23 protein-coding genes and 1 riboswitch are annotated in these 26,139 nt (G+C 72.6%); of the genes, 12 read left to right on the forward strand and 11 right to left on the reverse strand.

The window, feature by feature from the left end; all coding sequences use genetic code 11:
* Window position 1: 1 nt before the first annotated feature.
* Both HB370_RS18395 and murQ read left to right on the forward strand, forming a co-directional pair.
* The gene (locus tag HB370_RS18395; protein WP_030779521.1) at window positions 2-907 is read left to right on the forward strand and encodes a MurR/RpiR family transcriptional regulator; all 906 of its coding nucleotides are present in this window, start codon (window positions 2-4) and stop codon (window positions 905-907) included.
* Window positions 908-953: 46 nt separating this feature from the next.
* Window positions 954-1,877 (forward strand): N-acetylmuramic acid 6-phosphate etherase, encoded by a 924-nt coding sequence (murQ, locus tag HB370_RS18400; protein ID WP_030779524.1) that lies wholly within the window; start codon window positions 954-956, stop codon window positions 1,875-1,877.
* A 733-nt stretch (window positions 1,878-2,610) separates the two neighbouring features.
* On the opposite strand, the gene HB370_RS18405 is transcribed toward murQ, so the two are convergent.
* On the reverse strand, window positions 2,611-3,297 hold the full coding sequence (locus HB370_RS18405; RefSeq protein WP_030779527.1) for a class I SAM-dependent methyltransferase: 687 nt from the start codon (window positions 3,295-3,297) through the stop codon (window positions 2,611-2,613).
* Between the two features lie 75 nt (window positions 3,298-3,372).
* On the opposite strand from HB370_RS18405, the gene HB370_RS18410 reads away from it, so the two are divergent.
* Window positions 3,373-3,942 carry a hypothetical protein gene (locus tag HB370_RS18410; protein WP_030779531.1) on the forward strand — a complete coding sequence of 190 codons (570 nt, stop codon included), beginning with the start codon at window positions 3,373-3,375 and terminating at the stop codon, window positions 3,940-3,942.
* Window positions 3,943-3,954: 12 nt separating this feature from the next.
* Here the strand turns inward: HB370_RS18410 and HB370_RS18415 are convergent, their stop codons facing one another.
* Complete coding sequence (locus HB370_RS18415; RefSeq protein WP_030779534.1) at window positions 3,955-5,082, reverse strand: NADH:flavin oxidoreductase; 1,128 nt, start codon at window positions 5,080-5,082, stop codon at window positions 3,955-3,957.
* Between the two features lie 219 nt (window positions 5,083-5,301).
* Here HB370_RS18415 and HB370_RS18420 point away from each other — a divergent pair, with 219 nt between their 5' ends.
* The 4 genes from HB370_RS18420 to HB370_RS18435 all read left to right on the forward strand — a co-directional run bounded on the left by HB370_RS18420 (window position 5,302) and on the right by HB370_RS18435 (window position 9,867).
* Complete coding sequence (locus tag HB370_RS18420; protein ID WP_244405555.1) at window positions 5,302-6,675, forward strand: nucleotide sugar dehydrogenase; 1,374 nt, start codon at window positions 5,302-5,304, stop codon at window positions 6,673-6,675.
* Between the two features lie 62 nt (window positions 6,676-6,737).
* Window positions 6,738-8,150, forward strand: a complete 1,413-nt coding sequence (locus tag HB370_RS18425; protein ID WP_037701160.1) for a glycosyltransferase — start codon at window positions 6,738-6,740, stop codon at window positions 8,148-8,150.
* Window positions 8,147-8,305 (forward strand): hypothetical protein, encoded by a 159-nt coding sequence (locus HB370_RS18430; RefSeq protein ID WP_157855549.1) that lies wholly within the window; start codon window positions 8,147-8,149, stop codon window positions 8,303-8,305. Before HB370_RS18425 ends, HB370_RS18430 begins: the two co-directional genes overlap by 4 nt.
* Entirely contained in the window at window positions 8,302-9,867 is a 1,566-nt protein-coding gene (locus HB370_RS18435; RefSeq protein WP_030779543.1) for a polysaccharide deacetylase family protein, read from the forward strand. Before HB370_RS18430 ends, HB370_RS18435 begins: the two co-directional genes overlap by 4 nt.
* Before the next feature lie 733 nt (window positions 9,868-10,600).
* Here the strand turns inward: HB370_RS18435 and groL are convergent.
* From groL to thrC, 4 genes are all read right to left on the reverse strand, one after another.
* Window positions 10,601-12,223 (reverse strand): chaperonin GroEL, encoded by a 1,623-nt coding sequence (groL, locus tag HB370_RS18440; RefSeq protein ID WP_030779546.1) that lies wholly within the window; start codon window positions 12,221-12,223, stop codon window positions 10,601-10,603.
* Window positions 12,224-12,532: 309 nt separating this feature from the next.
* Entirely contained in the window at window positions 12,533-12,736 is a 204-nt protein-coding gene (locus HB370_RS18445; protein ID WP_004986573.1) for a cold-shock protein, read from the reverse strand.
* A 432-nt stretch (window positions 12,737-13,168) separates the two neighbouring features.
* Window positions 13,169-13,444 (reverse strand): MoaD/ThiS family protein, encoded by a 276-nt coding sequence (locus HB370_RS18450; protein ID WP_030779552.1) that lies wholly within the window; start codon window positions 13,442-13,444, stop codon window positions 13,169-13,171.
* The gene (gene thrC / locus HB370_RS18455; RefSeq protein WP_030779554.1) at window positions 13,441-14,724 is read right to left on the reverse strand and encodes a threonine synthase; all 1,284 of its coding nucleotides are present in this window, start codon (window positions 14,722-14,724) and stop codon (window positions 13,441-13,443) included. The genes HB370_RS18450 and thrC overlap by 4 nt, the downstream gene beginning before the upstream one ends.
* A gap of 18 nt (window positions 14,725-14,742) precedes the next feature.
* Window positions 14,743-14,888: riboswitch (SAM riboswitch) on the reverse strand.
* 157 nt (window positions 14,889-15,045) lie between these two features.
* On the opposite strand from thrC, the gene HB370_RS18460 reads away from it, so the two are divergent.
* Window positions 15,046-15,990 carry a glucosyl-3-phosphoglycerate synthase gene (locus HB370_RS18460; RefSeq protein ID WP_030779559.1) on the forward strand — a complete coding sequence of 315 codons (945 nt, stop codon included), beginning with the start codon at window positions 15,046-15,048 and terminating at the stop codon, window positions 15,988-15,990.
* A 74-nt stretch (window positions 15,991-16,064) separates the two neighbouring features.
* Window positions 16,065-17,504 (forward strand): trehalose-6-phosphate synthase, encoded by a 1,440-nt coding sequence (locus HB370_RS18465; protein ID WP_030779562.1) that lies wholly within the window; start codon window positions 16,065-16,067, stop codon window positions 17,502-17,504.
* Window positions 17,505-17,523: 19 nt separating this feature from the next.
* Here the strand turns inward: HB370_RS18465 and otsB are convergent, their stop codons facing one another.
* The 3 genes from otsB to HB370_RS18480 all read right to left on the reverse strand — a co-directional run bounded on the left by otsB (window position 17,524) and on the right by HB370_RS18480 (window position 19,938).
* Window positions 17,524-18,357 (reverse strand): trehalose-phosphatase, encoded by an 834-nt coding sequence (gene otsB, locus HB370_RS18470; RefSeq protein ID WP_030779564.1) that lies wholly within the window; start codon window positions 18,355-18,357, stop codon window positions 17,524-17,526.
* Window positions 18,358-18,427: 70 nt separating this feature from the next.
* Window positions 18,428-18,652, reverse strand: coding sequence for a DUF3263 domain-containing protein (locus HB370_RS18475; protein WP_030779566.1), 225 nt, complete (start codon window positions 18,650-18,652; stop codon window positions 18,428-18,430).
* 35 nt (window positions 18,653-18,687) lie between these two features.
* Entirely contained in the window at window positions 18,688-19,938 is a 1,251-nt protein-coding gene (locus HB370_RS18480; RefSeq protein ID WP_030779568.1) for an extracellular solute-binding protein, read from the reverse strand.
* A gap of 141 nt (window positions 19,939-20,079) precedes the next feature.
* On the opposite strand from HB370_RS18480, the gene HB370_RS18485 reads away from it, so the two are divergent.
* From HB370_RS18485 to HB370_RS18495, 3 genes are all read left to right on the forward strand, one after another.
* Window positions 20,080-21,024, forward strand: a complete 945-nt coding sequence (locus tag HB370_RS18485; protein WP_208974526.1) for an ROK family protein — start codon at window positions 20,080-20,082, stop codon at window positions 21,022-21,024.
* Window positions 21,025-21,110: 86 nt separating this feature from the next.
* Window positions 21,111-22,238, forward strand: a complete 1,128-nt coding sequence (nagA, locus tag HB370_RS18490) for an N-acetylglucosamine-6-phosphate deacetylase (RefSeq protein WP_030779573.1) — start codon at window positions 21,111-21,113, stop codon at window positions 22,236-22,238.
* Between the two features lie 122 nt (window positions 22,239-22,360).
* A complete protein-coding gene (locus HB370_RS18495; protein ID WP_030779576.1) occupies window positions 22,361-23,335 on the forward strand; it encodes a 1-phosphofructokinase family hexose kinase in 975 nt (324 codons plus the stop codon).
* A gap of 30 nt (window positions 23,336-23,365) precedes the next feature.
* On the opposite strand, the gene HB370_RS18500 is transcribed toward HB370_RS18495, so the two are convergent.
* Together HB370_RS18500 and cdgB are read right to left on the reverse strand one after the other, a co-directional pair.
* The gene (locus HB370_RS18500) at window positions 23,366-24,325 is read right to left on the reverse strand and encodes a carbohydrate-binding protein (RefSeq protein WP_030779578.1); all 960 of its coding nucleotides are present in this window, start codon (window positions 24,323-24,325) and stop codon (window positions 23,366-23,368) included.
* A gap of 117 nt (window positions 24,326-24,442) precedes the next feature.
* Window positions 24,443-26,098 carry a diguanylate cyclase CdgB gene (cdgB, locus tag HB370_RS18505; protein WP_030779581.1) on the reverse strand — a complete coding sequence of 552 codons (1,656 nt, stop codon included), beginning with the start codon at window positions 26,096-26,098 and terminating at the stop codon, window positions 24,443-24,445.
* Window positions 26,099-26,139 lie beyond the last annotated feature (41 nt).

Raw genomic sequence — 26,139 nt, forward strand, 5'->3', positions numbered from 1 at the left:
TGTGACCCAGGACGTGAAGGAAATTTTCGGCAGTCCGGTCGGCTCCCTCGCCGCGAAGGTGCGCACGCTCGCCCCCTCCATGACCCGGTCCATGCAGCGGGTCGCCGAGGCCGTCGCCAACGACCCGGCCGGCTGTGCCGCCCTCACGGTCACCGGCCTCGCCGAACTCACCGGCACCAGCGAGGCCACCGTCGTGCGCACCGCCCGGCTGCTGGGCTACCCCGGCTACCGGGACCTGCGGCTCGCCCTGGCCGGACTCGCCGCCCAGCAGCAGTCCGGCCGCGCGCCCGCGATCACCACCGACATCGCGGTGGACGACTCCCTGGACGACGTCGTCGCCAAGCTGGCCTACGAGGAGCAGCAGACCCTCGCCGACACGGCCGCCGGACTCGACACCGGGCAGCTCGGCGCGGCCGTCACCGCGCTGGTCGCGGCCCGGCGCACCGATGTGTACGGCGTGGGGGCGTCCGGGCTGGTCGCCCAGGACCTCACCCAGAAGCTGCTGCGGATAGGCCTCATAGCCCAGGCGCACAGCGATCCGCATCTGGCGGTGACCAACGCGGTGCAGCTCCGTTCGGGCGATGTGGCGATCGCGATCACGCATTCCGGGACGACGGGGGATGTCATCGAGCCGCTGCGGGTCGCCTTCGAGCACGGGGCGACGACGGTGGCCGTCACCGGGCGGCCGGACGCGCCGGTCACCCAGTACGCCGATCTCGTGCTGACCACGTCGACCTCGCGGGAGACGGAGCTGCGGCCCGCCGCGATGTCCTCCCGGACCAGTCAGTTGCTGGTGGTGGACTGTCTGTTCGTCGGGGTGGCGCAGCGGACGTACGAGACGGCGGCACCGGCGCTGGCCGCGTCCTACGAGGCGCTGGCGCACCGGCACCGGAGCGCTTCGCGATAGACCGTAGGGACAGCACGTCCCCGTACCGGAGAGAGCCACCCCCCTTATGACCTCTCACGACCTGCGCAGTCAGCTGGCCTCCCTGACCACCGAGGCCTTCCGGCCCGAGCTGGCCGGCATCGATCAGTTGCCCACCCTCGAGATCGCCCGGCTGATGAACGGCGAGGACGCGGGCGTGCCCGGCGCCGTGGCCGGGCAGCTGCCGCGGATCGCCGCCGCCGTCGACGCCGTTGCCGAGCGCATGGCCCGCGGCGGCCGGCTCGTCTACGCCGGGGCCGGCACCGCCGGGCGGCTGGGCGTACTGGACGCCTCGGAGTGCCCGCCCACCTTCAACACCGACCCGGACCAGGTCGTGGGTTTGATCGCGGGCGGGCCCGCGGCGATGGTCACCTCCGTGGAGGGCGCGGAGGACTCCGCCGAGCTGGCCCGCCGGGACCTGGACGCGCTGAAGATCACCCCGGACGACAGTGTGGTGGGTGTCTCCGCCTCCGGCCGCACCCCGTACGCCGTCGGCGCCGTCGAGCACGCCCGCGCTCTCGGCGCGCTGACCGTCGGCCTGGCCTGCAACGAGCACAGCGCGCTGGGGGCCGCCGCCGAGCACCGTATCGAGGTGGTCGTCGGTCCGGAGCTGATCACCGGTTCCACCCGGCTGAAGGCGGGCACGGCCCAGAAGCTGGTGCTGAACATGCTGTCGACGATCACGATGATCCGGCTCGGCAAGACGTACGGGAACCTGATGGTCGACGTGCGCGCCTCCAACGCCAAGCTCCGGGCCCGCTCGCACCGGATCGTCGCCCTGGCCACGGGCGCCGGGGACGCCGAGATCGACCGGGCCCTCACGGAGACCGGCGGCGAGGTGAAGCACGCGATCCTGGCCCTGCTCGCCGACGTCGACGGCCCCACGGCCGCGCGTCTGCTGGAGGAATCGGGCGGCCACCTGCGCGCCGCCCTGGCCCACGCGTCCGACTGACCCACTTCCGGCCTCGAGACCACCGGCCGAGGGCCACCAGGCCGAGGGCCACCAGGCCGAGGGCCACCAGGCCGAAGGCCGCCAAGCCGAGGGCCGCCAAGCCGAGGGCCGCCAAGCCGAGGGCCGCCAAGCCGAGGGCCGCCAAGCCGAGGGCCACCGGACCGAAGGCCACCGGGCCAAGGGCCACCAGGCCGAAGGCCACCGGACCGATGGCCGCCGGGCCGAGGGGCACCGACTGAGAGCCACCAGCCTGAGAGCCACCGGACCGGAGGCCACCGGGCTGATCGTCACCGACTGAGAGCCACCAGCCTGAGAGCCACCGGACCGAAGACCACCAGGCCAAGGGCCACCAGGCCGAAGGCCACCGAGCCGAAGACCACCAGACCGATGGCCGCCGGGCCGAGGGGCACCGACTGAGAGCCGCCAACCTGAGAGCCACCGGACCGAAGACCACCAGACCGATGGCCGCCGGGCCGAAGACCACCAGACCGAAGACCACCAGGCCAAGGGCCACCAGGCCGAAGGCCACCGAGCCGAAGACCGCCGGACCGATGGCCGCCGGGCCGAGGGGCACCGACTGAGAGCCACCAGCCTGAGAGCCACCGGACCGAAGACCACCGGACCGGAGGCCACCGGGCTGATCGTCACCGGCTGAGAGCCACCGGACCGAAGGCCACCGAGCTGAGGGCCACCGGGCCGAAGGCCGACGGCCTGAGAGTCGCCGGCCTGTGGGTCACCGGGCTGAGGGCCGTCCGTCCGAGGGTGCCCGCCACACCAGCGTGTAGCGCCAGAACAGGCGGCGTCGCAGCCGGGCGCCGGGCAGGAGGTGGCGGGCCGTGCGGGAGATCTCGGCGTAGGTCTCCCGCGGGTCCCGGGTGGCGGCCGTCATGGACAGGGGCCGGCGCGGGGCCGGCCGGCCGCGGTTCTTCGCCCAGCCCGTCAGCGCGTTGAGCGGTACGGCGACGAGCCCGAGCGCGTGGTCCAGCGGGTCCGACGCCCGCGCACAGCCGATGACGACGAGCGTGCCGCCGGGCGCGAGCCGGTCCCGCAGGCGGGTCAGGGTTTCGGCGAGGGGGAGGTGGTGGAGCACGGCGACGCAGGTGATCACGTCGTAGGGCCCGTCGGGGAGTTGCCGGGAGGCGTCGGCGACGCGGTAGGCGACGGGTGCGCCGCCGGGCGTCGACTCCCGGGCCCGGGCCAGGATTTCGACGTCGGAGTCGACGGCGTGCACCTCCCGGGCACGCCGGGCGAGCAGCCGCGCCAGCTCCCCGCTGCCGCAGCCGACGTCCAGCGCGGTGCCGAAGCGGCGGGGCAACTGCCTCAGCAGCCAGGGGTGGTAGTGGGCGTTGTGGTCCCAGGGGTGGGCCGCGTTGAAGCGATGGAGGGCCTCCGGCAGGCGGCCCGCACGGCGCGTCGTCATGGCGCCCACTCCACCACGGCCCGCGCCCGGGCCGCGGGCCAGGGCACCATGGAGGGGAGGAGGCGACCGACCGATATGAACCACGCCCAGCTCACCGCCCTCGGACGGGCTCTCCGGCTGCTCGGGGAGCACGGCGAGGCCCTGACCGCCGACACGCCGGACGCCCGGCTGCACGAGATCAAGGACGACCTGCGGCGCGCCCTGGACCTGCTGGAGGACAGCGTGACCACAGGGGCGCCCGCCACCCGGTGTCCCGAGCATCCACAGGGCCCGGTGGACGAGAGCGCCCCCGATCTGTGCCTGCTGTGCGAGACCCGGCGCCGGGCCGCGCGCCGCTCGGAGTACCAGGGCACCCGGCCGCGCCCGGAGCCCGCCCCCGCCGCGCCCTCCCGGTACGGCGTGCGCGGGGACCGCCCGCAGGCCCAGCAGCGGTGGCTGCCGGAACTGTGGAACGGGCAGGAGTGGCAGCTGTGCGGCACGCCCCGCCGGGACCGGCGCGAGGCGGAGGCATATCTCGCGGCCCAGCGGCGCGGCTCCCGGCCCGCGATGGCGTACCGGCTCGTCCACGAGTTCACCGACTACGAGGTGCTGCGGGTGTGGGGGACGCCGGTGCGGGTCGGGATCGAGCCGCTGGGCAATCTGTAACGACGGTCCGGCTCAGCTCAGGGTGGCGAGGGCCGACGCGTCGTAGGACTTCAGCTCGTCGAAGCGGTCGGTGAGGACCTTGGCCGCCCACTCGGGGTCCTGGAGCAGCGCACGGCCGATGGCCACCAGGTCGAACTCGTCGGCCTCCAGACGGTCCAGGAGGTTGTCGATGCTCTTGACCGAGGAACTCTCGCCCTGGAAGGCGTTGATGAAGTCGCCGTCGAGGCCGACCGAGCCGACCGTGATGACCTGCTTGCCGGTGAGCTTCTTGGTCCAGCCGGCCAGGTTCAGATCGGAGCCGTCGAACTCGGGCTGCCAGTACCGGCGGGTGGAGGCGTGGAAGACGTCGACACCGGCCTCGGCGAGCGGGGTGAGGACGGCCTCCAGCTCGCCGGGGGTCTCGGCGAGGCGGGCGGTGTAGTCCTGCTGCTTCCACTGGGAGTAGCGGAAGATCACCGGGAACTCGGGGGAGACCGCCTCGCGGACCGCGGCGACGACCTCGGCCGCGAACCGGGTGCGGGCCACCGCGTCGCCGCCGTAGGCGTCGGTACGGCGGTTGGTGCCCGCCCACAGGAACTGGTCCAGCAGATAGCCGTGGGCGCCGTGGATCTCCACGCCGTCGAAGCCGATGCGCTCGGCGTCGGCCGCGGCCCGCGCGAAGGCGGCGATGACGTCGTCGATGTCCTTCTGCGTCATCGTCACACCGGTGGGCTCCGCGCCCGCGGTGACCAGGCCGGAGGGGCCGATGGCGGGGGCGTCCGGGTAGGGCCGCTGGCCCGGCTTGCGGACCATGCCGATGTGCCACAACTGCGGGACGATGGCGCCGCCGGCCGCGTGCACCTCCTCGGCGACCTTCGCCCAGCCCGCCAGCTGCTCCTCGCCGTGGAACAGCGGGACGCGGCCGCTCTCGCCGGCCGACTCGTGGCCCACGTAGGTGCCCTCGGTGACGATGAGGCCGACGCCCGCGGCGGCACGGCGGGCGTAGTACGAGCGCACGTCCGCGCCGGGGATGCCGCCCGGGGAGAACTTGCGGGTCATCGGCGCCATCACGATGCGGTTCGGGACGGTGAGGCCGTTCAGCCGGAGGGGGCGGGACAGGACGCGGGCCGCGCGGGAGGCGGCGGGCGCGAAGGCGGTCATGGGGGGCTCCTAGCTACCAGGGGCGACCAGCTGGTATGTGCGGCTGCATTGTTGCAGCTTCTTAAGTAATGCGGGAACCCCGGGGCCTCATTCCCGGACCGCTCCACACGCCCGTGTGAACCCCGCCATACGACCCGTCCGCCGACAACCGGGTGAATTGCCCGCACTTCCCTGTCGCGCCGCCCGGAAGATCGAGCTACGAGCCTTAAATAACACAGCGTGACTATTACGCAACACAACGCGAGCAGCGGAGTGACCTGGGCGCCCGTCGCCGGCCCCGGCGTCACGCGGTGGACCGACCGCCTCGACGCGGCCGGCGAGCACACCCCCACCCCCCTGCAAGGACTGACCGTCGCGGTCGTCGGCCTCGGTTACGTCGGCCTGCCCACCGCCCTCGGCCTGCTGGACGCCGGCGCCACCGTCCTCGGCATCGACATCAGCGAACAGCGGCTGGCGGACATCCGCACCGGCAGCGTGGACCTGCTCCCGGCCCAGCACGCCGCCCTGGCCTGCACCCAGAACACCGGTGACTTCCTGCTCACCACGGACGTCGACACCCTGCCCCGCGCGGACGCCGTCATCGTCTGCGTACCGACCCCGATCACCGAGGACTACCGGCCCAACCTGCGCGCCCTGCGCGCCGCCTGCGCCACCGTGGTCGAGCGGGCCGTACCGGGCCAGCTGATCGTGCTGACCTCCACCAGCCACGTCGGCACCACCCGGGACCTGCTGCTGGCCCCGCTCGCCGCCCGCGGCCTGACGGCCGAGCAGGACGTCCTCGTCGCCTTCGCCCCCGAGCGCATCGACCCGGGCAACGAACGCCACACCCCGGAGACCACCCCGCGGATCGTCGGCGGCGCCGGACCGGTCAGCTCCCGGGCCGCCGCCTTCGTGCTGCGGGCCACCGCCTCGCGCATCCACCAGGTGTCCGGCCCGGAGACCGCCGAGATGGCCAAGCTCTGGGAGAACATCTTCCGCGCGGTCAACATCGCCCTCGCCAACGAACTGTCGGAGGCCTGCGCGCACCTCGGCCTCGCGCCCGTCGAGGTCATCGACGCCGCCGCCACCAAGCCGTACGGCTTCATGCCGTTCTACCCGGGCCCCGGGGCCGGCGGCCACTGCATCCCCTGCGACCCGTACTACCTGCTGCACCAGCTGCCGCCCGGCGGGCCGTCCGCCCCGGTGCTGAGCACCGCGATGACCGCCCTGCGCGAGCGCCCCGCGCAGATCGCCGCGCAGGCCGCCGAACGGCTGCGCGCCGACGGCCGCCCGCTCGACGGCGCCCGCGTCCTGGTCCTCGGGGCCGCCTACAAGCCGGGCGTGTCCGACATGCGGGAGAGCCCGGCGCTGCGGCTGCTCGCCCTGCTCGCCGAGCAGGGCGCCGACGCCCGCTACAGCGACTGCCACGTGCCGCGCCTGACCGTGGAGGGCCGGGAGCTGCGGTCCGTGGCGGACCCGCACGAGGAGCCCTGGGACCTGGTGATCGTGCACACCGTGCACCCCGGCACCGACCTCGGCTGGCTGGACACGGTGCCGCGGGTGCTGGACACCCGGCACCGCATCCGGCCCGCTACCCCCGCCGCGGTCCGGTGAGCGCCGCACTCGACTCCCTGCCTACGGCGTCCGCCGCGGCCGGTTCCCCCCTCCGCCGCCGGCTGCGGGCCCGCCTGGGCGGGGCACTGGAGACGATGAACCCGCGCGAACGGGCCGCCCTGGTACGGCTGCTCGGCCTGATCGCGCTGGTGCCGGTGCTGCTGCTGATCGCCCGGCGCTCGGTCCGGCTGCCGTACGAGCCCAGCCTGATCACCTGCTACGGCCTGGCCGTGCTGACCGGCACCGCCGGACTGCTCTACCTCGCCTACACCCAGTACGACGACCCGGCGGTGCGCACCCTGCGCCGCCGGGCGCCGGGCCACGAGACGTTCCCGGCGCTGCCGGAACGGCCCAGGGTCAGCTTTCTGCTCGCGGTCAAGGACGAGGTCGGCAACGTCGAGGCCTGCGTCCGCTCCATGGCCGCCTCCGACTACCCCGACCTCCAGATCATCGTCGTCGACGACGGCTCCCGGGACGGCACCGGCGCGGTCCTCGACGGCCTCGCGGACGAACTCGGCATCACGGTCATCCGGCTGGACCGCAACATCGGCAAGAAGGCCGCCCTGGTCCGCGCCTGCGCGCTGGCCGACGGCGACATCCTGATGTTCACCGACTCCGACTGCGTCCTCGCCCCGGACGCGATCCGGCAGTGCGTACGGGCCATGGTCCGCCATCCCGACCTGGGCGCGGTCAGCGGGCACTGCCGCGCCCTCAACCCGCACCAGAGCACCCTGACCCGCGTCCAGGACGTCTGGTACGAGGGACAGTTCCGGATCGCCAAGGCGGCCGAGGCCGCGTACGGGGCGGTCACCTGCGTCTCCGGTCCGCTGGCCGCGTTCCGGCGCGAGGCCGTCTACAACTACCTGCCCGCCTGGGCGGAGGACCGGTTCGCGGGCGCCCCGTTCCGGTTCGCCACCGACCGGCAGCTGACCGGGTACGTGCTCGGCCAGGCCTGGCGCGGACGCGCCCTCAAACAACGGCACGCCGGCTCGCCGTTCATCGCCGGACAGGACCACCCCGAGCGGCGCTGGCTGGTGGGCTACACCAAGTCCGCCCGGGTGTGGACCAACGTGCCCGCCCACTGGCGCCCCTTCATCCACCAGCAGGTCCGCTGGAAGAAGAGCTTCATCCGCAACCTGTTCTTCACCGGCGGCTTCATGTGGCGCCGGGGGCCGGTCCCGGCCCTGCTCTACTACGGCCACGCCCTGTGGGTGCTGGCCGCCCCCGCCCTGGTCTTCCTGCACCTGGTGTGGGCCCCGCTGCACTGGGCGGCCGGGCTCACCGCGCTCTACGTGGCCGGGATGCTGCTCAAGGGCAGCATCTGGGGTCTGGCGTTCCGGTTCGACAACCCGGGCGACAGGCGCTGGCGCTACCGGCCCCTGATGAGCCTGCTGTCCTGCTGTGTCCTGGCGTGGCTGCTGCCGTACGCCGCTCTCACCCTCCGCCGTGGAATCTGGACGAGGACTCCCGCATGAGCATCACCGCAAGCCCGTCAACCCCGCACCCGCCCCGGCGAGGCCGGGTCCGCAAGGGCATCGGCTACCTGTTCCGGCTGACCGTCGCCGTACTCTCCGCCGCCGCCGTGCTCGCCCTCTACTACGTGGTCCTCACCCGGGGAGGCTCCCGATGAGCCCGCGCAGCGACTCCCGTACGACCGCCACCGGCCGCGGGACGGGCCGCCGGCTGCCCGGCCCCGCCGTGCGCAGTGCGCTCGGTGCCCTCGCCGCCATGGTGGTGGTGACGCCGTTCCTCGGCGCGTGGAGCTACGACAGCGCCCGGCGCGCGGTGTCCGCGCAGGCCGCCGCGCCCCGCGTCGAGCCGGACGCGCTGCCCGGGGAGATCGTCAAGGCCCGCGCGAGCGCGCCGATCGTGCTCGCGTACCACGACATCAACCCCGAACCCACCAACGAATACACCCTCACCCCGCAGCAGTTGGACACCCAGCTCGCCAAGCTGGAGGCGGCGGGCTACCGCTCCCTGACCACCGAGGAGTTCACCCGCTACCTGACCACGGGCAAGACACCGGCGCCGCACACCGTCTACCTCACCTTCGACGACGGCACCCGGGGCCTGTGGGCGCACGCCGACCAGGTCCTCGCCAAGCACAAGATGCGCGCGGCATCCTTCCTGATCACCGGCGCCGTCGGCACCCACCGCCCGTACTACCTGTCCTGGGCCGAGATCGACCTGATGAAGGCGTCCGGGCGCTGGGACTTCCAGGACCACACCCACCTCAGCCACGAGCGGGCGGCGATCGACGCCGCCGGACACCAGGGGTCGGTGCTCGCGAACCGGCTCTGGCTGGCGAAGGAGAAACGGCTGGAGACCGAGGAGGAGTACCGCACCCGGGTGCGCACCGACCTGGACAAGTCGCTGCGGGCGTTCTCCGACCACCACCTGCCGGCGCCCCGGCTGTTCGCCTACCCGTTCTCGGAGACCGCCGGGCCGACCAACCTCGCCGCCCGCAACACCTCCGTGCTGGAACGGCTGCTGCGGGAGCGGTTCGCCGCGTCGCTGACCAACGTCTCCTCGCGCCCCCTGCCGGCCGGGCCGCGCGCGGCCGCCGTCCGACAGGTGCAGCGCCTGGAGGTGATGCGGGCGACGTCCACCGACACCTTCGTGAAGCAACTGAACGAGTGGGTCACCCGCTCGCCGGCCGAGATCCCCGAGCCGCTGCGCAACCCCGAGCAGTGGCGGTTCCCGGGCAGCCCCTCGGGCACCGGCCTGGCGGCGCTGACCGGCAAGGGGGTGGCGAACGGCACGTACGTGTCGGCCGTCCACCTGCCGATGGGTACGGCGGACTGGAACACCTACCAGGTGAGCGCGACCGTCGCCGGGCTGAGCGGGACCAAGACCAGCGCGTCGGTGGAGGTCGGGCACGGCAGCCTGGTGCCGGTCACGGTCACCGTCTCGGAGGCGGGGCTGCGGGTGACCGAGCGGCCGGCCGACGGCACGGCGCGCGTCACGACCGGCAAACTCACCCCGGCGGCGACACACCGGCTGGACCTGGAGGTCTCCCCCGGCGGCGTCCGTATCACCGTGGACGGCGGTCACGCGGTGGTGGCCCGCGCCACGAAGCAACTCGACCCGGCGCGTACCAGTGGGGGCGTGTCCCTGGCGGTACGCAACGAGGCGGACAAGGCGGCCAAGGTTGCCTGGCCCCGCTTCACCGCGCTGCGCGTCAAACCCTGAACGTCGCCTGTTCTCCGAAAGGCCGCCCCCTCTTCGGTGGGCGGCCTTCCGTACGCGCGGCGGAGCTTTCCAGTGGCCGTCGGGCCGCTCGCTTCTCCGCCAGTGTCGTGCTTCCACGGGCCGCCTCAAGGGCGCTACGCGTCGCCTTCGGCCCACCCTTGACCCACCCCGGCACCGGGCCCATAGGTGGGCTGCACCCTCCCGTAGGCAGGGGAGCGCAACAGCACCTCGCCGGCACGCCGGGCCGGCTTGGCGGCCTGCGGCCCGGTGGGGACCCTTCGGGCAGGGAGCCAAGGGGGCTAGTTATGGACAAACATTCCAAAACAACCCACCCACCCAGCAACTCCGGCGCCACCACACACCACCCACCGGGCCGCAAGCCGCCGACCACCCGGCGTGCAGGTCGGACGCGAGCGCGCATCCCCCGACCCACGATGCGAACGCAGCCCACCCCAGGGGCCGAAGAACCCGAGCCGGCCACTTTCCCCCGGGCCGCCCGCTCGCTTCTCCCCCGTGCTGGAGTGAGGTGTGTCAAGGGTGGCCCGAAGGGCCATCGGCACAGCCGACGCGGAACGCGCCCTTGACTCAGCTCACGGAAGCACGACACTCACCGAGAAGCGGGCGGCCCCACGGCAACCGTGACAACCCCGGAAACGCCCGAGGGCGGTACCCCGGCCGGGAAGCCAGGAGTACCGCCCTCGTTCGCAGGACAGGTGATCAACCCTCAGGTCGATCAGAAGTCCATGTCACCGCCCGGCATGCCGCCGCCGGCCGGGGCCGCGGCCTTCTCCGGCTTGTCGGCGATGACGGCCTCGGTGGTGAGGAACAGCGCGGCGATCGACGCGGCGTTCTGCAGCGCGGAACGCGTCACCTTCGCCGGGTCGATGATGCCCTCGGCGACCAGGTCGACGTACTCGCCGGTCGCGGCGTTCAGGCCGTGGCCCGGGGTCAGGTTGCGCACCTTCTCCACCACGACACCGCCCTCGAGGCCGGCGTTCACGGCGATCTGCTTCAGCGGGGCCTCCAGGGCGATGCGCACGGCGTTGGCGCCGGTCGCCTCGTCACCCTCCAGCTCCAGCTTCTCGAAGACCTGGGAGGCCTGCAGCAGGGCCACGCCACCACCGGCGACGATGCCCTCCTCGACGGCGGCCTTCGCGTTGCGGACGGCGTCCTCGATGCGGTGCTTGCGCTCCTTGAGCTCCACCTCGGTGGCGGCACCGGCCTTGATGACGGCCACGCCGCCCGCGAGCTTGGCCAGGCGCTCCTGGAGCTTCTCGCGGTCGTAGTCGGAGTCGCTGTTCTCGATCTCGGCGCGGATCTGGTTGACCCGGCCGTTGACCTGCTCGGAGGAGCCGGCACCGTCGACGATGGTGGTCTCGTCCTTGGTGATGACGACCTTGCGGGCGCGGCCCAGGAGGTCCAGGGTCGCGTTCTCCAGCTTGAGGCCGACCTCCTCGGAGATGACCTCGCCGCCCGTGAGGATGGCGATGTCGCCGAGCATGGCCTTGCGGCGGTCGCCGAAGCCCGGGGCCTTGACGGCGACGGACTTGAAGGTGCCGCGGATCTTGTTGACGACCAGGGTCGACAGGGCCTCGCCCTCGACGTCCTCGGCGATGATCAGCAGCGGCTTGCCCGACTGCATGACCTTCTCCAGCAGCGGGAGCAGGTCCTTGACCGCGGAGATCTTGGAGTTGGCGATGAGGATGTACGGGTCCTCGAGCACCGCCTCCATGCGCTCCATGTCGGTCGCGAAGTAGGCGGAGATGTAGCCCTTGTCGAAGCGCATACCCTCGGTGAGCTCGAGCTCCAGACCGAAGGTGTTGGACTCCTCGACGGTGATGACGCCTTCCTTGCCGACCTTGTCCATGGCCTCGGCGATCAGCTCGCCGATCTGGGTGTCGGCGGCGGAGATGGACGCGGTGGAGGCGATCTGCTCCTTGGTCTCGACGTCCTTCGCCTGCTCCAGCAGGGCGGCGGAGACGGCCTCGACGGCCTTCTCGATACCGCGCTTCAGAGCCATCGGGTTGGCGCCGGCGGCGACGTTGCGCAGGCCCTCCTTGACCAGGGCCTGGGCGAGCACGGTCGCGGTGGTCGTACCGTCACCGGCGACGTCGTCCGTCTTCTTGGCGACTTCCTTGACCAGCTCGGCGCCGATCTTCTCGTACGGGTCCTCGAGCTCGATCTCCTTGGCGATGGAGACACCGTCGTTGGTGATCGTGGGCGCGCCCCACTTCTTCTCGAGGACGACGTTGCGGCCCTTGGGGCCGAGCGTCACCTTCACGGCGTCCGCGAGCTGGTTCATGCCGCGCTCGAGGCCGCGCCGCGCCTCCTCGTCGAACGCGATGATCTTGGCCATGTGAAGTGGTCCCTCCAGGACTGGGGGTGATTCCTTCGGACCGCGCCCGCGCCCGCGACGGACGGCTCGCCGGCCTCGTGGTTCCTTGCCCCACCCGGCCCGCGGGCCTCACCGACCCGGTCCTTCACTGTCACTCTCACCTTCAGAGTGCTAACGCAATGATTAGCACTCGGCATGGTCGAGTGCAAGCGCCCGGCCGGGTGGGGAGGTGCCCGTCAGCCGCCCGCGAACGCCGGAACCGGGACCCGGCGGCGGGCATGGCGAAGGGCCCGCACCCTCTGCGAGGTGCGGGCCCTTCACACAAAACATTCAGGCGGTGACGCGAACCATGTCGGCCTGCGGACCCTTCTGGCCCTGCGAGATCTCGAACTCGACCCGCTGGCCCTCTTCCAGGGTGCGGTAGCCGTCCATCTGAATCGCGCTGTAGTGGACGAAGACGTCCGCACCACCGTCGACCGCGATGAAGCCGTACCCCTTCTCCGCGTTGAACCACTTGACGGTGCCCTGAGCCATGCCTAACTCCCCTATTACTGGCCCTTGCACAGATCCACACTTCGCGGACCCGGGTCAGACCTCACCCCCCAACTGGTCGGGGGCGTGCGCCGGAACGCGTCGACCGCGGCCGAATGTATCTGTCCAACTGCCGTCTGCAACAGGTCAATCGGACGAGAAATCTGGACGTCAGAGGTCCGGAATATGGCGAGAATTCACCCGACGTCAGGGCAAGTCGGGCCCCATAAAAGCCACAAAAGCCGCGCAGAACCCGCACAACTTGGCTGTTTCTTATCGGGCGCGCAGCATGTTTCCCGGGCTCGCGACCACCCGATCGCGACCGTGTTCCCCAACTCTACCGCGTTCAATCACACAGAATTGCCCCCTCCGTTTCTCTCACGGAGGGGGCAATCGAGTGGACGGTCAGTGACCGGGCCTACCGTCGGTAAAGGGTCAGCCGCCGGCGACCGCGGGGATGATCGAGATCCCGGCGCCGTCGGGGGTCGCGGTGTCCAGGCCCTGCTCGAAGCGCACGTCGTCGTCGTTCACGTACACGTTGACGAACCGGCGCAGCTTGCCCTGGTCGTCCAGGACGCGGGCGGCGATCCCCGTGTGGTTCTTCTCCAGGTCCGCGATGACCTCGCCGAGCGTGCCGCCCTCGGCCGGGACCTCGGCCCGGCCGCCGGTGTAGGTGCGCAGGATGGTGGGGATGCGAACGGTCACGCTCATGCGAGGCCAGCCTCTCGGAAGGAGTCCAGGGTCGGGCGGATGGTGGCGGTCAGGCCGGTGCCGGCCACCGCGTCCAGGGTCTTCAGGCCGTCGCCGGTGTTGAGGACGACCGTGGTCTTCGCCGGGTCCAGCACGCCCGCCTCGAGCAGCTTGCGGGTCACGCCGACGGTCACGCCGCCCGCCGTCTCCGCGAAGATGCCCTCGGTGCGCGCCAGCAGCCGGATGGCGTCGACGATCTCCGGGTCCGTGACGTCCTCCACGGCACCGCCGGTGCGGCGGGCGACGTCCAGGACGTAGGGACCGTCGGCCGGGTTGCCGATCGCCAGGGACTTGGCGATGGTGTCCGGCTTCTGCGGCCGTACGACGTCGTGGCCGGCCTTGAAGGCGGTGGAGACCGGGGAGCAGCCCTCGGCCTGGGCGCCGAAGATCTTGTACGGCCGGTCCTCGACCAGCCCGAGCTTGATCAGCTCCTGGAGCCCCTTGTCGATCTTCGTGAGCTGGGAGCCGGAGGCGATCGGGATGACGATCTGGTCGGGCAGCCGCCAGCCGAGCTGCTCGCAGATCTCGTACGCCAGCGTCTTGGAGCCCTCGGCGTAGTACGGCCGCAGGTTGACGTTGACGAAGCCCCAGCCCTCGCCGGCCGGGTCGCCGATCAGCTCGGAGCAGAAGCGGTTCACGTCGTCGTAGTTGCCCTCGATGCCGACGAGTTCACCGCCGTAGACCGCGGCCATGACGACCTTGCCCTGCTCCAGGTCGTGCGGGATGAACACGCAGGAGCGGAAGCCGGCCCGGGCGGCGGCGGCGCCGACGGCACCGGCGAGGTTGCCGGTGGAGGAGCAGGACAGGGTGGTGAAGCCGAAGGCGCGGGCGGCCTCCAGGGCCTGGGCGACGACCCGGTCCTTGAAGGAGTGGGTCGGGTTGCCGGAGTCGTCCTTGACGTACAGGCCGCCGGTCACGCCCAGTTCGCGGGCGAGGTTGTCGGCCTTGACGAGCTTGGTCCAGCCGGGGTTGAGATTGGGCTTTTCGGCGACGTCGGCCGGGACCGGCAGCAGCGGGGCGTAGCGCCAGATGCTGGCGGGGCCGGCCTCGATGCGCCGCCGCAGTTCCTCGGTGTCGTAGGCGGAGAAGTCGTAGGCGATCTCCAGCGGGCCGAAGCACTCCTCGCAGGCGAAGACCGGTCCGAGGGGGACCCGGTGGCCGCATTCGCGACAGCTGAGGGCCGCTGCGGGACCGAGGTCCACGGTGGAGTCGCTGGAGGTGGCAACTGTCTGCACAGCCATGTGAGGCGAGGCCCTTTCTCCTCATCTTCCTCACGACGCATCTCGCCGTGAGACGGATTTGGCACCTTCCCTAGCCGGGAGCCTCGCTCGGAAGAAGACGAGAATCGGCTGGAGGGTTGCCGGGGCTTCATCGGGCCGTGTCCCTCTGCCCCTCTGGATGAGCTGTATGTGGTTGTCAACGCCGCTTGACCACCCGACATGCGATGGTCATCGGCGTTGTTCAAGACTGTAACCGAAGGCCAGGACAGTTGAGATAGTCGTCCGAACCGCGAGATGCATCACACGGCGACGTGTGGTGGTGACAGTGAGGAGCCGCCGACCGTGCTGGAAGAAGTCGAGCGCTGGCTGAGCCGCCGCTCCTGGTCCGTGGCCGACCGTCCGCCGCACCAGGTGCTGGCCGCCAAGCAGCGCACGGGCCAGACGATCAGCGTCGTACTGCCCGCCCTCAACGAGGAGGAGACGGTCGGCGACATCGTCACCGTCATCCGCCACGACCTCGTGGAGCAGATCCCGCTCGTCGACGAGATCGTCGTCGTCGACTCCGGCTCCACCGACCGCACCTCCGAGGTCGCCGCGCGGGCCGGCGCCCGGGTCGTCCACCGCGACGAGATCCTGCCCCGCATCCCGGCCGTCCCCGGCAAGGGCGAGGTGCTGTGGCGCTCGCTGCTGGTGACCGGCGGGGACATCATCTGCTTCGTCGACGCGGATCTGCGGGAGTTCTCCTCCGACTTCGTGCTCGGCATCGTCGGGCCGCTGCTCACCGACCCCGACGTGGACCTGGTCAAGGCGATGTACGACCGTCCGCTCGCGGGCTCCGCCGGGCAGGGCGGGCGGGTCACCGAGCTGATGGCCCGGCCGCTGCTGAACATGCACTGGCCGCAGCTGGCCGGGTTCGTGCAGCCGCTGGGCGGCGAGTACGCGGCCCGCCGCTCGCTGCTGGAGCAGCTGCCGTTCCCGGTGGGGTACGGCGTGGAGCTGGGCATGCTGGTGGACGCGCTGCACCTGGTCGGCCTGGACGCGCTGGCCCAGGTCGACGTGGGGGTGCGCAAGCACCGCCACCAGGACGGCCAGGCCCTCGGCCGGATGGCCGCCGCGATCTACCGCACGGCCCAGCTCCGGCTGGCCCGGGGGCATCTGGTGCGGCCGGCGCTGACCCAGTTCGAGCGGGGCGAGGACGGTTTCGAGCCGCGTACCTACTCGGTGGACACCGAGGAGCGTCCGCCCATGGTGGAGGTCGCGGAGTACGCGGAGCGGAAGGTGGCGTGAACGGTGCGTACACGGCCTGCTTCGCAGGTGGATCGCACGTTTGAGGGTTTACGGGCCGGGCTAGGTTGAGGCGTATGGCTTCCACGCGCACTGCTGTCGGCAACGCTCGGGTCCTGGTCGCCTCCAACCGCGGCCCGGTCTCCTACCAGCTACGCGAGGACGGTTCGCTCGGCGCCCGGCGGGGCGGCGGCGGGCTGGTCTCGGGACTGTCCGCCATCGGGCCGGACGCGGACTCGGTGTGGGTGTGCGCCGCGCTGGGCGACGGCGACCGGGCGGCGGTCCGGCGGGCCGACGGCGGGCTGCTGCCGGTGGAGGAGACCGGCGGGCAGCGGGTGCGGATGCTCGACATCGACGCGTCCGTGCACGCCGAGGCGTACAACGGCATCGCCAACTCGGTGCTCTGGTTCGTCCACCACCTGCTGTACCAGACACCGCTGGAACCGGTGTTCGACGCGGACTTCCGCCGCCAGTGGGCCTCGTACCGGGCCTACAACCAGGCGTTCGCCGAGGCGCTGGCCGAGGAGGCGGGCGAGGGCGCGGCGGTGCTGATCCAGGACTACCACCTGGCGCTGGCCCCCCGGATGCTCCGCCGGCTGCGGCCCGACCTGCGCATCGGCCACTTCTCGCACACCCCGTGGGCCCCGCCGGACTACTTCCGGCTGCTGCCCGACGACATCGCGGCCGAGCTGCTCGGCGGCATCCTGGGCGCGGACCGGGCCGGGTTCCTCACCCGGCGCTGGGCGGACGCCTTCACCGCCTGCTGCCACCAGGTACTGGGCCCCGGCATCCCCTCCGGCACGGACATCGGGGTGCACGGGCTGGGCGCCGACGGGGACTTCCTGCGCGAGCGGGCGCACCGGGATGACGTGGCCGAGCGAATGGCGGCGCTGCGCGAGGAGATCGGCGAGGGCCGCCGGACGATCGTCCGGGTGGACCGCACCGAGCTGTCCAAGAACATCGTGCGCGGGCTGCTGGCGTACGAGCAGCTGCTCACCGACCACCCCGAGTGGCGGGAGCGGGTCGTCCACGTGGCGTTCGCCTACCCCTCCCGCCAGGACCTCGCCGTGTACCGCGACTACACCGCCGAGGTGCGGCGGGTCGCGGACCGGATCAACGAGCGGTACGGCACGCCGGGCTGGACCCCGGTGGTGCTGCACGTGAAGGACGACTTCGCGCGCTCCCTGGCCGCCTACCGGATGGCCGACGTGGCGCTGGTGAACCCCATCCGGGACGGCATGAACCTGGTCGCCAAGGAGATCCCGGTGGTCTCCGACGAGGGCTGTGCGCTGGTGCTGTCCCGGGAGGCCGGGGCGCACGAGGAGCTGGGCGAGGACGCCTTCACGGTCAACCCGTACGACATCACGGGCACGGCGCGGGCGCTGCACGAGGCGCTGACCCTGCCGGCGGAGGAGCGGGCGGCCCGCTCCAAGCGGCTGGCCGCCGCCGCGACCGCGCTGCCGCCCGCCCGCTGGTTCCTGGACCAGCTCGAGGCCCTGACCGCTCAGCCGAGCTAAGCCTCCAGGCCCGGACCGCTCAGCCGAGCTGAGCGGCGAGCGCCCGCAGCAGTCCCACGACCCCCTCCGGGCCGTCCACCACCAGGTCGGCCCGTTTGGCCAGTTCGGTGACCTCCGTGCTGCCGCTGCACACCAGCAGGCCGGGGACGCCCTCGGCGCGGAGGGTGTCGACGGCGGCGAAGGCGGGCAGGTCGCCGAGGTCGTCGCCGGCGTAGACGACACAGCCGGCGCCGACGGCACGGGCGTGGTCGAGGAGGGCCACGCCCTTGTCCATGCCGGGCGGGCGCAGCTCCAGCACCAGGCGGCCGGGCTCGACGATCAGTGCGTGCCGGGCGGCGAGGCCGGCGAGGGGGGCGCGCAGCGACTCGAAGGCGCCTTGGGGGTCGGCGGCCCGGCGGGTGTGCACCGCGAGCGCCCGGCCCTTCTCCTCGATCCAGATGCCCTCGCCGGTGCCGGCCCGCTCCAGCAGGCGGGGCAGTTCGGCGCGGGCGGCGGCCACGCCGGGGTGCGGGGGCGGTGCGGTGACGGTGCCGGTGGCCGCGTCCCAGCGTTCGGCGCCGTAGTGGCCGAGGACGGTGAGGTGCTCCAGGCCGGGGACGCCGGCGAAGCCGCCGTAGCGGACGGCGACCTCGGGCGGGCGGCCGGTGATCACGGCGACGGAGGCGATCCCGGGGGCGAGGGCGGCCAGCGCGGGGACGGCGCCGGGGTGGGCGCGGGCCTGCTCGGGGTCGGCGACGATGGGGGCGAGGGTGCCGTCGAAGTCCAGGCCGATCAGCGCGGTGCGGGGCCGAGCGAGCAGCGCGGCGAGCCCGTCGCGGCCGGACTGGGTCTGCGGGGTGGGCAGAGGATCCATACCGCGACAGTATCCGGCGCGGGCGGGGCTCACGCCTGAGCCGAAGCTCACGCCTGAGCGGGGGCCCGGGTCAGCGCTCCGCCCGCCGGGCCTCCCGGATCCGGCGCAGGCGGTTGACCGTGACCGGATCGTGGGCCAGGGCGCGCTCGTCGTCCAGGAGGGCGTTGAGCAGCTGGTAGTAGCGGACCGGGGAGAGGTCCAGTTCCTCGCGGATGGCGCGTTCCTTCGCGCCGGGCCCGGGAAAGGCCCGGCGCTCCAGCGCGAGGATGGCTTTTTCGCGGCTGCCCAGTTCCATGCCGGCCACCGTAGCGGCCGGCGGGGCGGCGGTGCTCAGTTCGCGGTGGTGCTGTCGGCCGCCGTGGCCGTCGCCTGGATCCGGGTCAGCACGCCGTTGGGGCTGCCGTTCGGGGTGACGGCCTGGCCGATGTTCTGCTTCACGGCCGCGCTGACCGCCGCCCAGGAGGTCTTGCCGACCGGGTACAGCTCGGTGCTGGGCAGCTCTTCCAGGAAGGGGCGCAGGGACTTGTCGGTCGCATCGTTCGACGCGCTCATGGCGTTGGAGGCGGAGCTGGTGACCGGCAGCAGCCCGTAGGTGCGGGAGAAGTCGAGGACGTTCTTGTCGTTGTAGACGAAGTCGAGGAAGTCGCCGACCTGGTCGCGGTGCCCGTTCTTGAAGGCCATCATCCAGTCGGTGACGCCCATGGAGGCCCTGGCCTTGCCGGTGCGGCCCGGCATCGGCACGGTGCCGAACTTCACGCCCTTCGCGGCGGCCTGCTGGATCAGCGTGGGGTGGCCGTTGAGCATGCCGACCTGGCCGTCGGCGAAGGCGGCGAAGGCATCGGCGCGGTTGAGCTTGCCCGGGGCGACCGGACCGGTGAGCCCCTTGCCGACCAGGTCGTCCTTGAGCCAGGTGAAGGTGGAGACGTTGGTGGCGGAGTCGATGGTGTAGGTGCCGATGTCATCGGTGTAGCCGCTGCCGCCGTTGCCGCCGGCGAGCAGCCACTGCATGGTCTCGGCCTGCGCCTCCTCCGGGCCGAGCGGCAGCGCGAAGGGGTACTTCACGCCCTTGTCCTTGAGCGCCGCGGCGTCGGCGGCCAGCTCGGCCCAGGTGGTGGGCGGGGTGATGCCGGCCTTGGTGAACAGGGTCTTGTTGTAGAAGAGCACGCGGGTGGAGGCGGCGAACGGGATGCCGTACTGCGTGAACTTCCACTGGCCGGCGTCGGAGAGCTGGGAGAGGAAGTTGGCCTGGGTGCGGATGGAGAGCAGTTCGGAGGCCGGGTAGAGCTTGCCGGCGGCGGCGTAGTCGGCGTAGGCGCCGATCTGGGCCAGGTCGGGGGCGTTCCCGGCGTCGACCATCTCCTTGACCTTGCGGTCGACGTCGTTCCAGGAGTAGACGCTGACCTCGACCTTCACGTCCGGGTGCGTGGACTCGTAGTCCTTGACGAGGTCGTCCCAGTACTTCTTGGAGCTGTGGGCCCGCGAGTCGCCGTAGTCGGCGGCCACCAGTCTGAGCGTGACGTCGGAGGACCCCGTGCTCCCGCAGCCGCCGAGGACCGCCGCCATGCCCAGTGCGGACACCACCGCGATCGTTCCTGCCGTACCCCGACGCACTCTCAAAGCCCCAACCCTGCCGTCTGACCGTTCAACATATGGACACATAAGGTCTACACCACGTGAGTGGACTAGACCTCTCGCGGGTGGGAGGGTCACACTAGCCCCGTGGTGAGACATGTCATCGCCCTGGACGTGGGCGGTACCGGGATCAAGGCCGCCCTCGTCGGCGCCGACGGCACGCTGCTGCACCGCGCCCGCCGCTCCACCGGCCGGGAAGGCGGCCCCGAGGCGGTCGTGGCGGGCATCCTCGACTTCGCCACCGAGCTGCGCGCCCACGGCGTGAAGGAGTACGGCGAACCGGCCGGCGCGGCCGGCATCGCCGTCCCCGGCATCGTCGACGAGGCGGACGGCACCGCCGTCTACTCCGCCAACCTCGGCTGGCGGGACGTACCCCTGCGCTCGCTCCTCGCCGACCGGCTCGGGATGCCGGTCGCCCTCGGCCACGACGTGCGCACCGGCGGCCTCGCCGAGGGCCGGATCGGCGCGGGCCGGGGCACGGACCGGTTCCTGTTCCTGGCACTGGGCACCGGGATCGCCGGCGCGATCGGCATCGGCGGGCGGGTGGAGTCCGGCGCGCACGGCTTCGCGGGCGAGATCGGCCACATCGTCGTACGGCCCGGCGGCACCGACTGCCCCTGCGGGCAGCGCGGCTGCCTGGAGCGGTACGCCTCCGCCGCCGCCGTCGGCGCGGCCTGGGCGGCTGCCTGCGGCGACCCGGACGCGGACGCCGCGGACTGCGCGCGGGCCGTCGCGTCCGGTGACCCGAACGCCGTCCGGGTCTGGCAGGAGGCGGTGGACGCGCTCGCCGACGGACTGCTCACCGCCGTCACCCTGCTGGACCCGCGCACGCTGATCATCGGTGGCGGGCTGGCCGAGGCGGGGGAAGTGTTGTTCCGGCCGCTGCGGGAGGCCGTCCGGCGCCGGATCACCTTCCAGAAGGCACCCGCCCTCGTCCCCGCCGCCCTCGGCGACAGCGCCGGCTGCCTGGGCGCCGGGCTGCTGGCCCGCGATCTGCTGACGATCACTCCTACGACTCCGGAGGTAAGCACCTGATGGCAACCGAGCGGGAAACTCCGGCCCCGGACGGCGCCCCGAGAGGGGCGCGGGGAACTGCGCGCTCCGCCACGACGACGCCGCAGGTGCTCACCGGCGCGCACGTGGTGCTGCCCACCGGGACCGTGGAGAACGGCCGGCTGGCGATCGACGGCACCCGCATCGCCGCCTCGGCCCCGGCCGGCGCCGAGGTCGTCGACGTCTCCGGGCACTGGCTGGTCCCCGGCTTCGTGGACATCCACAACCACGGCGGCGGCGGCGCGTCCTTCGCCGGTACGGCGGAGCAGGCCATGACGGCCGTGCGCACCCACCGGCTGCACGGCACCACCACGCTGGTCGCCTCCACCGTCACCGACGAGATGGACCTGCTGGTCCGCCAGGCCGGGCTGCTGAGCGAGCTGGCCGAGCAGGGCGAGATCGCGGGCATCCACTTCGAGGGCCCGTTCATCTCGCCGTGCCGCAAGGGCGCGCACTCCGAGTCGCTGCTGCGCGACCCGGACCCGGCCGAGGTCCGCAAGCTGATCGACGCGGCGCGCGGCCACGCGAAGATGGTCACGCTCGCCACCGAACTGCCCGGCGGCATCGACTCGGTGCGGCTGCTCGCCGAGCACGGGGTGATCGCGGCGGTCGGGCACACGGACGCCAGCTACGAGCAGACGGCCGAGGCCATCGACGCGGGCGCCACCGTCGCCACTCACCTCTTCAACGCCATGCCCGCGCTGGGCCACCGCGCGCCCGGCCCGATCGCCGCGCTGCTCGAGGACGAGCGGGTCACCGTCGAGCTGATCAACGACGGCGTCCATCTGCACCCGGCGGCCCTGGAACTGGCGTTCCGGCACGCGGGCGCGGGCCGGGTCGCGTTCATCACCGACGCGATGGACGCGGCCGGCAGCGCCGACGGCCGCTATCTGCTCGGCCCGCTGGAGGTCGAGGTCAGCGACGGCGTGGCCCGGCTGGTCGAGGGCGGCTCGATCGCGGGCTCCACGCTCACCCTGGACCGGGCGTTCCGGCGTGCGGTGACCGTCGACAAGCTGCCGGTGGAGGACGTGGTGACCGCGCTGTCGGCCAACCCGGCGCGCCTGCTCGGCCTGGACGACCGGATCGGCTCGCTGGAGCCCGGCAAGGACGCGGACCTGGTCCTGCTGGACGCGGACTTCGTGCTGAAGGGCGTCATGCGGCGGGGTGAATGGGTGGTAGCGCCCCAACTGCCCTGATCCGTAACCCTGTCGGGAAGACGGTGGCCGGTCCGCGCACTGGGCCGGTGGCCGTCTCTTTGGCATGATCGAGGCCCCGGACACCCAAGACACCGCAGGGACTTCGAGGGAGGTCGGCCCGGGTGATCCTCACGGTCACACTGAACACCGCTCTCGACATCACCTACCGCGTACGGTCGCTGCGGCCGCACGCCACCCACCGCGTCTCGGAGGTCGCCGAACGCCCCGGCGGCAAGGGCGTGAACGTGGCCCGGGTACTGGCCGCGCTCGGCCACGACGTGACGGTCACCGGCTTCGCGGGCGGCCACACCGGCGCGGTCCTGCGCGCGATGCTGGCACCGGCGCCGGCGGCCCCCGTGGCGCGGGAGCGAGGGGGCGCGGACGCGCCCGGTGCCCTGGTGGACGCGCTGGTGCCGGTCTCCGGGGCGACCCGGCGCACGGTCGCGGTGGTGGACGAGCGCACCGGTGACACGACCCAGCTGAACGAGCCGGGCCCACAGATCTCCCCGGCCGAGTGGGCGGCCTTCCTCGGCCGGTACCAGGAGCTGCTGCCGGGCGCCGAGGCGGTGGCGCTGTGCGGGAGCCTGCCGCCGGGGGTGCCGGTGGGGGCGTACGCGGGCCTGGTCCGCGCGGCCCGCTCCGCCGGTGTGCCGGTGCTGCTGGACACCAGCGGGGAGGCGCTGCGCCGCGGGGTCGCCGCCCGGCCGGACATCATCAAGCCCAACGCCGGAGAACTCGCCGAACTCACCGGCTCGCACGAGCCGTTGCGCGCCACGCAGGACGCCCGTCGGCGCGGGGCGCACGCGGTGGTCGCCTCCCTCGGCGCGGACGGCCTGCTCGCCGTCACCCCGGAGGGCCACTGGCGCGCCGCCCCGCCCGCCCCCGTCCGCGGCAACCCCACGGGCGCCGGCGACTCGGCGGTGGCGGGCCTGCTCTCCGGCCTGGTCGACCACCTCCCCTGGCCGGACCGGCTGGCCCGCGCGGCAGCCCTGTCGGCGGCGACGGTACGGGCCCCGGCGGCGGGCGAGTTCGACCATCCCGCGTACACGGAACTCCTCGGCCGGGTACGGGTCACGGCAGCGGTCAGCGCGGCCTGACCGGGGCGGCCCGACCGGCCCTGTCCGGCCCTAGCTGGTGACGCGGCCCTTCTTGATCCACATCTGGTCCAGCAGGACGTTGCACTTGTCGCCGGGCTGGCAGGAGATCGAGATGGTGTTGCGGCCCTTGTCGAGGGTGGGCCACACGTAGGAGTGCGTCCAGCCCTTGGCGAAGTCGCCGTCGGGGGCACTGCGCCAGTTGCGGAACCCGATCTTGCTGCCGAACTCCTTGCCGTTGACGGACACCGTCATCGACTGGTCCTCACCGGTCACGCTGTACCGCGTGAAGATGGTGTACGCGCCCGCCTCGGGGATGTTGTCGACCGTCCAGGTCACCGACGCGCCCGCCGTGTTCAGACCGCCCACGTAGGTGCCGCCGGCCGCCTGCGCGCCCTGGACGTCCGAGGCCGCGGCCGCGCCGCCGGACAGCTGGACCGAGCCGCTCGCGGCGTCGGTCTTCGGCAGTTCACCGGCCGTGGGCGAGCTGCTGCCCGTCGGGCTCGGGGACTGGCTCTGGGACTGGGTGGGGGCCGGGGTGGCCTGGTTGCCGGCCTTGTCGTCCTCGGTGTTGTCGTTGATCATCGCGACGCCGATGCCGATGACGACCGCGGCGACCACGGCTATCGCGCCGATCAGCAGGCCCTTGGTGTTCGGGCCGCGGCGGCCGGGCGCGGGCGGCGCGGACCGGTGGCCGGCCGGGGGCGCGCCGCCGGGCAGCGTCTCCGGGGCCTGGTAGTGGGCGTTCGGCTGGCCGTAGCCGCCCTGCTGCGGGACGCCCTGGCCGTACGTGCCCTGCGGCTGCTGGCCGTAGGGCCCGGGCTGCTGGCCGTACCGGCGCTCGCCGACCGTGCGCACCCTGCTGACCGAGTTCGGGTAGCCGTAACCGCCGCCGGACGGCGGCTGGGCTCCCCGGGCCTGGCCGTCTGCGTACAGGTAGCCGAACGGGTCGTCGTCCTCGGGCGTGCTCGCGCCGTTGTCGCCGGGCGTCATCCCTTGGTACTCCTCAACAGGTGCGTGCGGATGGGGTACGGGTTGGAATGGCGAGCCTACCCGCTCTCCGTCCCCCAAACGGGTGACCGGGATCGCGTCAACCCGCTGACCTGCGGTTCATCCCGCGCGGCGATGCTGTTTGGGACGAGATCGTTTCTCTACGTACATCCGCTCGTCGGCGGACTTCAGCACCTCGTCCGCCGTCATGCCGCAGTGTGCCCAGCCGATGCCGAAGCTCGCGCCCACCCGGACGGACCGGCCCTCGGCCCGGATCGGCTGGATGATCTCGTTGCGCAGCCGTACGGCGAGGTCCTGGGCGTCGGCCCGGCCGAGGCCGTCGGCGAGGATCACGAACTCGTCGCCGCCGAGCCGGGCCACCGTGTCCCCGTCGCGGACGCCGTTGCTCAGCCGCCGGGCGACCTCGATGAGGACCGCGTCGCCCGCGTTGTGCCCGAACCGGTCGTTGATCGACTTGAAGCCGTCGAGGTCGCAGAACAGGACCGCGAGGCCCTTGGCGCCGTCGTCGCGACCCTCCTCGGGGGCGACGGTGTGCACATGGTGGTCGTAGGCGTCGTACGCCTCGGCGCCCGGCGCGAAGTCGAAGCCGTGGCCGGCCGGGATGTCGTAGGCGGGGTGGCCGTAGGCCGCGTCCAGGGAGTCCGGGGCGCCGGCGTGGGCGGGGCGCCGGCAGAGCCGGGCCGACAGGCGTGAGCGCAGCTCGGCGGAGTTCGGCAGGCCGGTCAGCGAGTCGTGGGAGGCGCGGTGCGCGAGCTGGAGTTCGCGCCGCTTGCGCTCCTCTATGTCCTCCACGTGGGTGAGCAGGAAGCGCGGCCCGTCGGCGGCGTCCGCGACCACGCTGTTGCGCAGCGACACCCAGACGTAGCTGCCGTCGCGGCGGCCCAGTCGGAGTTCGGCGCGCCCGCCCTCGGCGGAGGTGCGCAGCAGGGTGCCGATGTCCTCGGGGTGGACGAGGTCGGCGAAGGAGTAGCGGCGCATCGCGGAGGCGGGGCGGCCGAGCAGCCGGCACAGCGCGTCGTTGGTGCGCAGGATGCGGCCGTGCTGGTCGCCGCCCATCTCGGCGATGGCCATGCCGGAGGGGGCATATTCGAACGCCTGTCGGAAGGATTCCTCGCTGGCGCGCAGGGCCTGCTGCTCGCGTTCCAGACGGATCAGGGCGCGCTGCATGTTGGAGCGCAGGCGGGCGTTGCTGATCGCGATGGCGGCCTGGAAGGCGTACATCTGGAGGGCCTCGCGGCCCCAGGCGCCGGGACGGCGGCCGTTGCGCGGCCGGTCGACGGATATGACGCCGAGCAGCTCGCCGCAGGCGCCGCCCTGCACGCCCGGGGTGTACATGGGCGCGAAGAGCCGGTCGGAGGGGTGCCACTCGTCCTCGAAGCGCGGCTCGGGGCCGTCGGTGAACCACTGGGGGACGTCGTCGTCGTCCAGGACCCAGCCCTCGGTGTGCGGTATGAAGATCAGGTCGCCCCAGCGTTCGCCCATGGTCAGCCGCCGCTCCCAGGACTCGCGGGAGCCGACCCGGCCGGTGATCAGGGCCTCGGCGGCGGGGTTGCCGGAGAAGGCGGCGACCACCAGGTCGCCGTCGGGGCGGACCATGTTGACGGCCGCCATCTCGTAGCCGAGGGCGTTGACGGCGCCGTCGGCGACGGTCTGCAGTGTGTCCGCCAGGCTGCGTGCCGTGTTGATGTCGGCCATGACCTGGTGCAGCTGTCGCAGGGACGCAAGACGGACATACGGCTCCGACTCGGTCTCCATGCTCGCCCTCCCCCCGAGACCTCGCAGCGAATCAAGGGTTG

This window comes from Streptomyces sp. DSM 40868 (genome assembly GCF_011820545.1).
Classification (GTDB): Bacteria; Actinomycetota; Actinomycetes; order Streptomycetales; family Streptomycetaceae; genus Streptomyces; species Streptomyces eurythermus.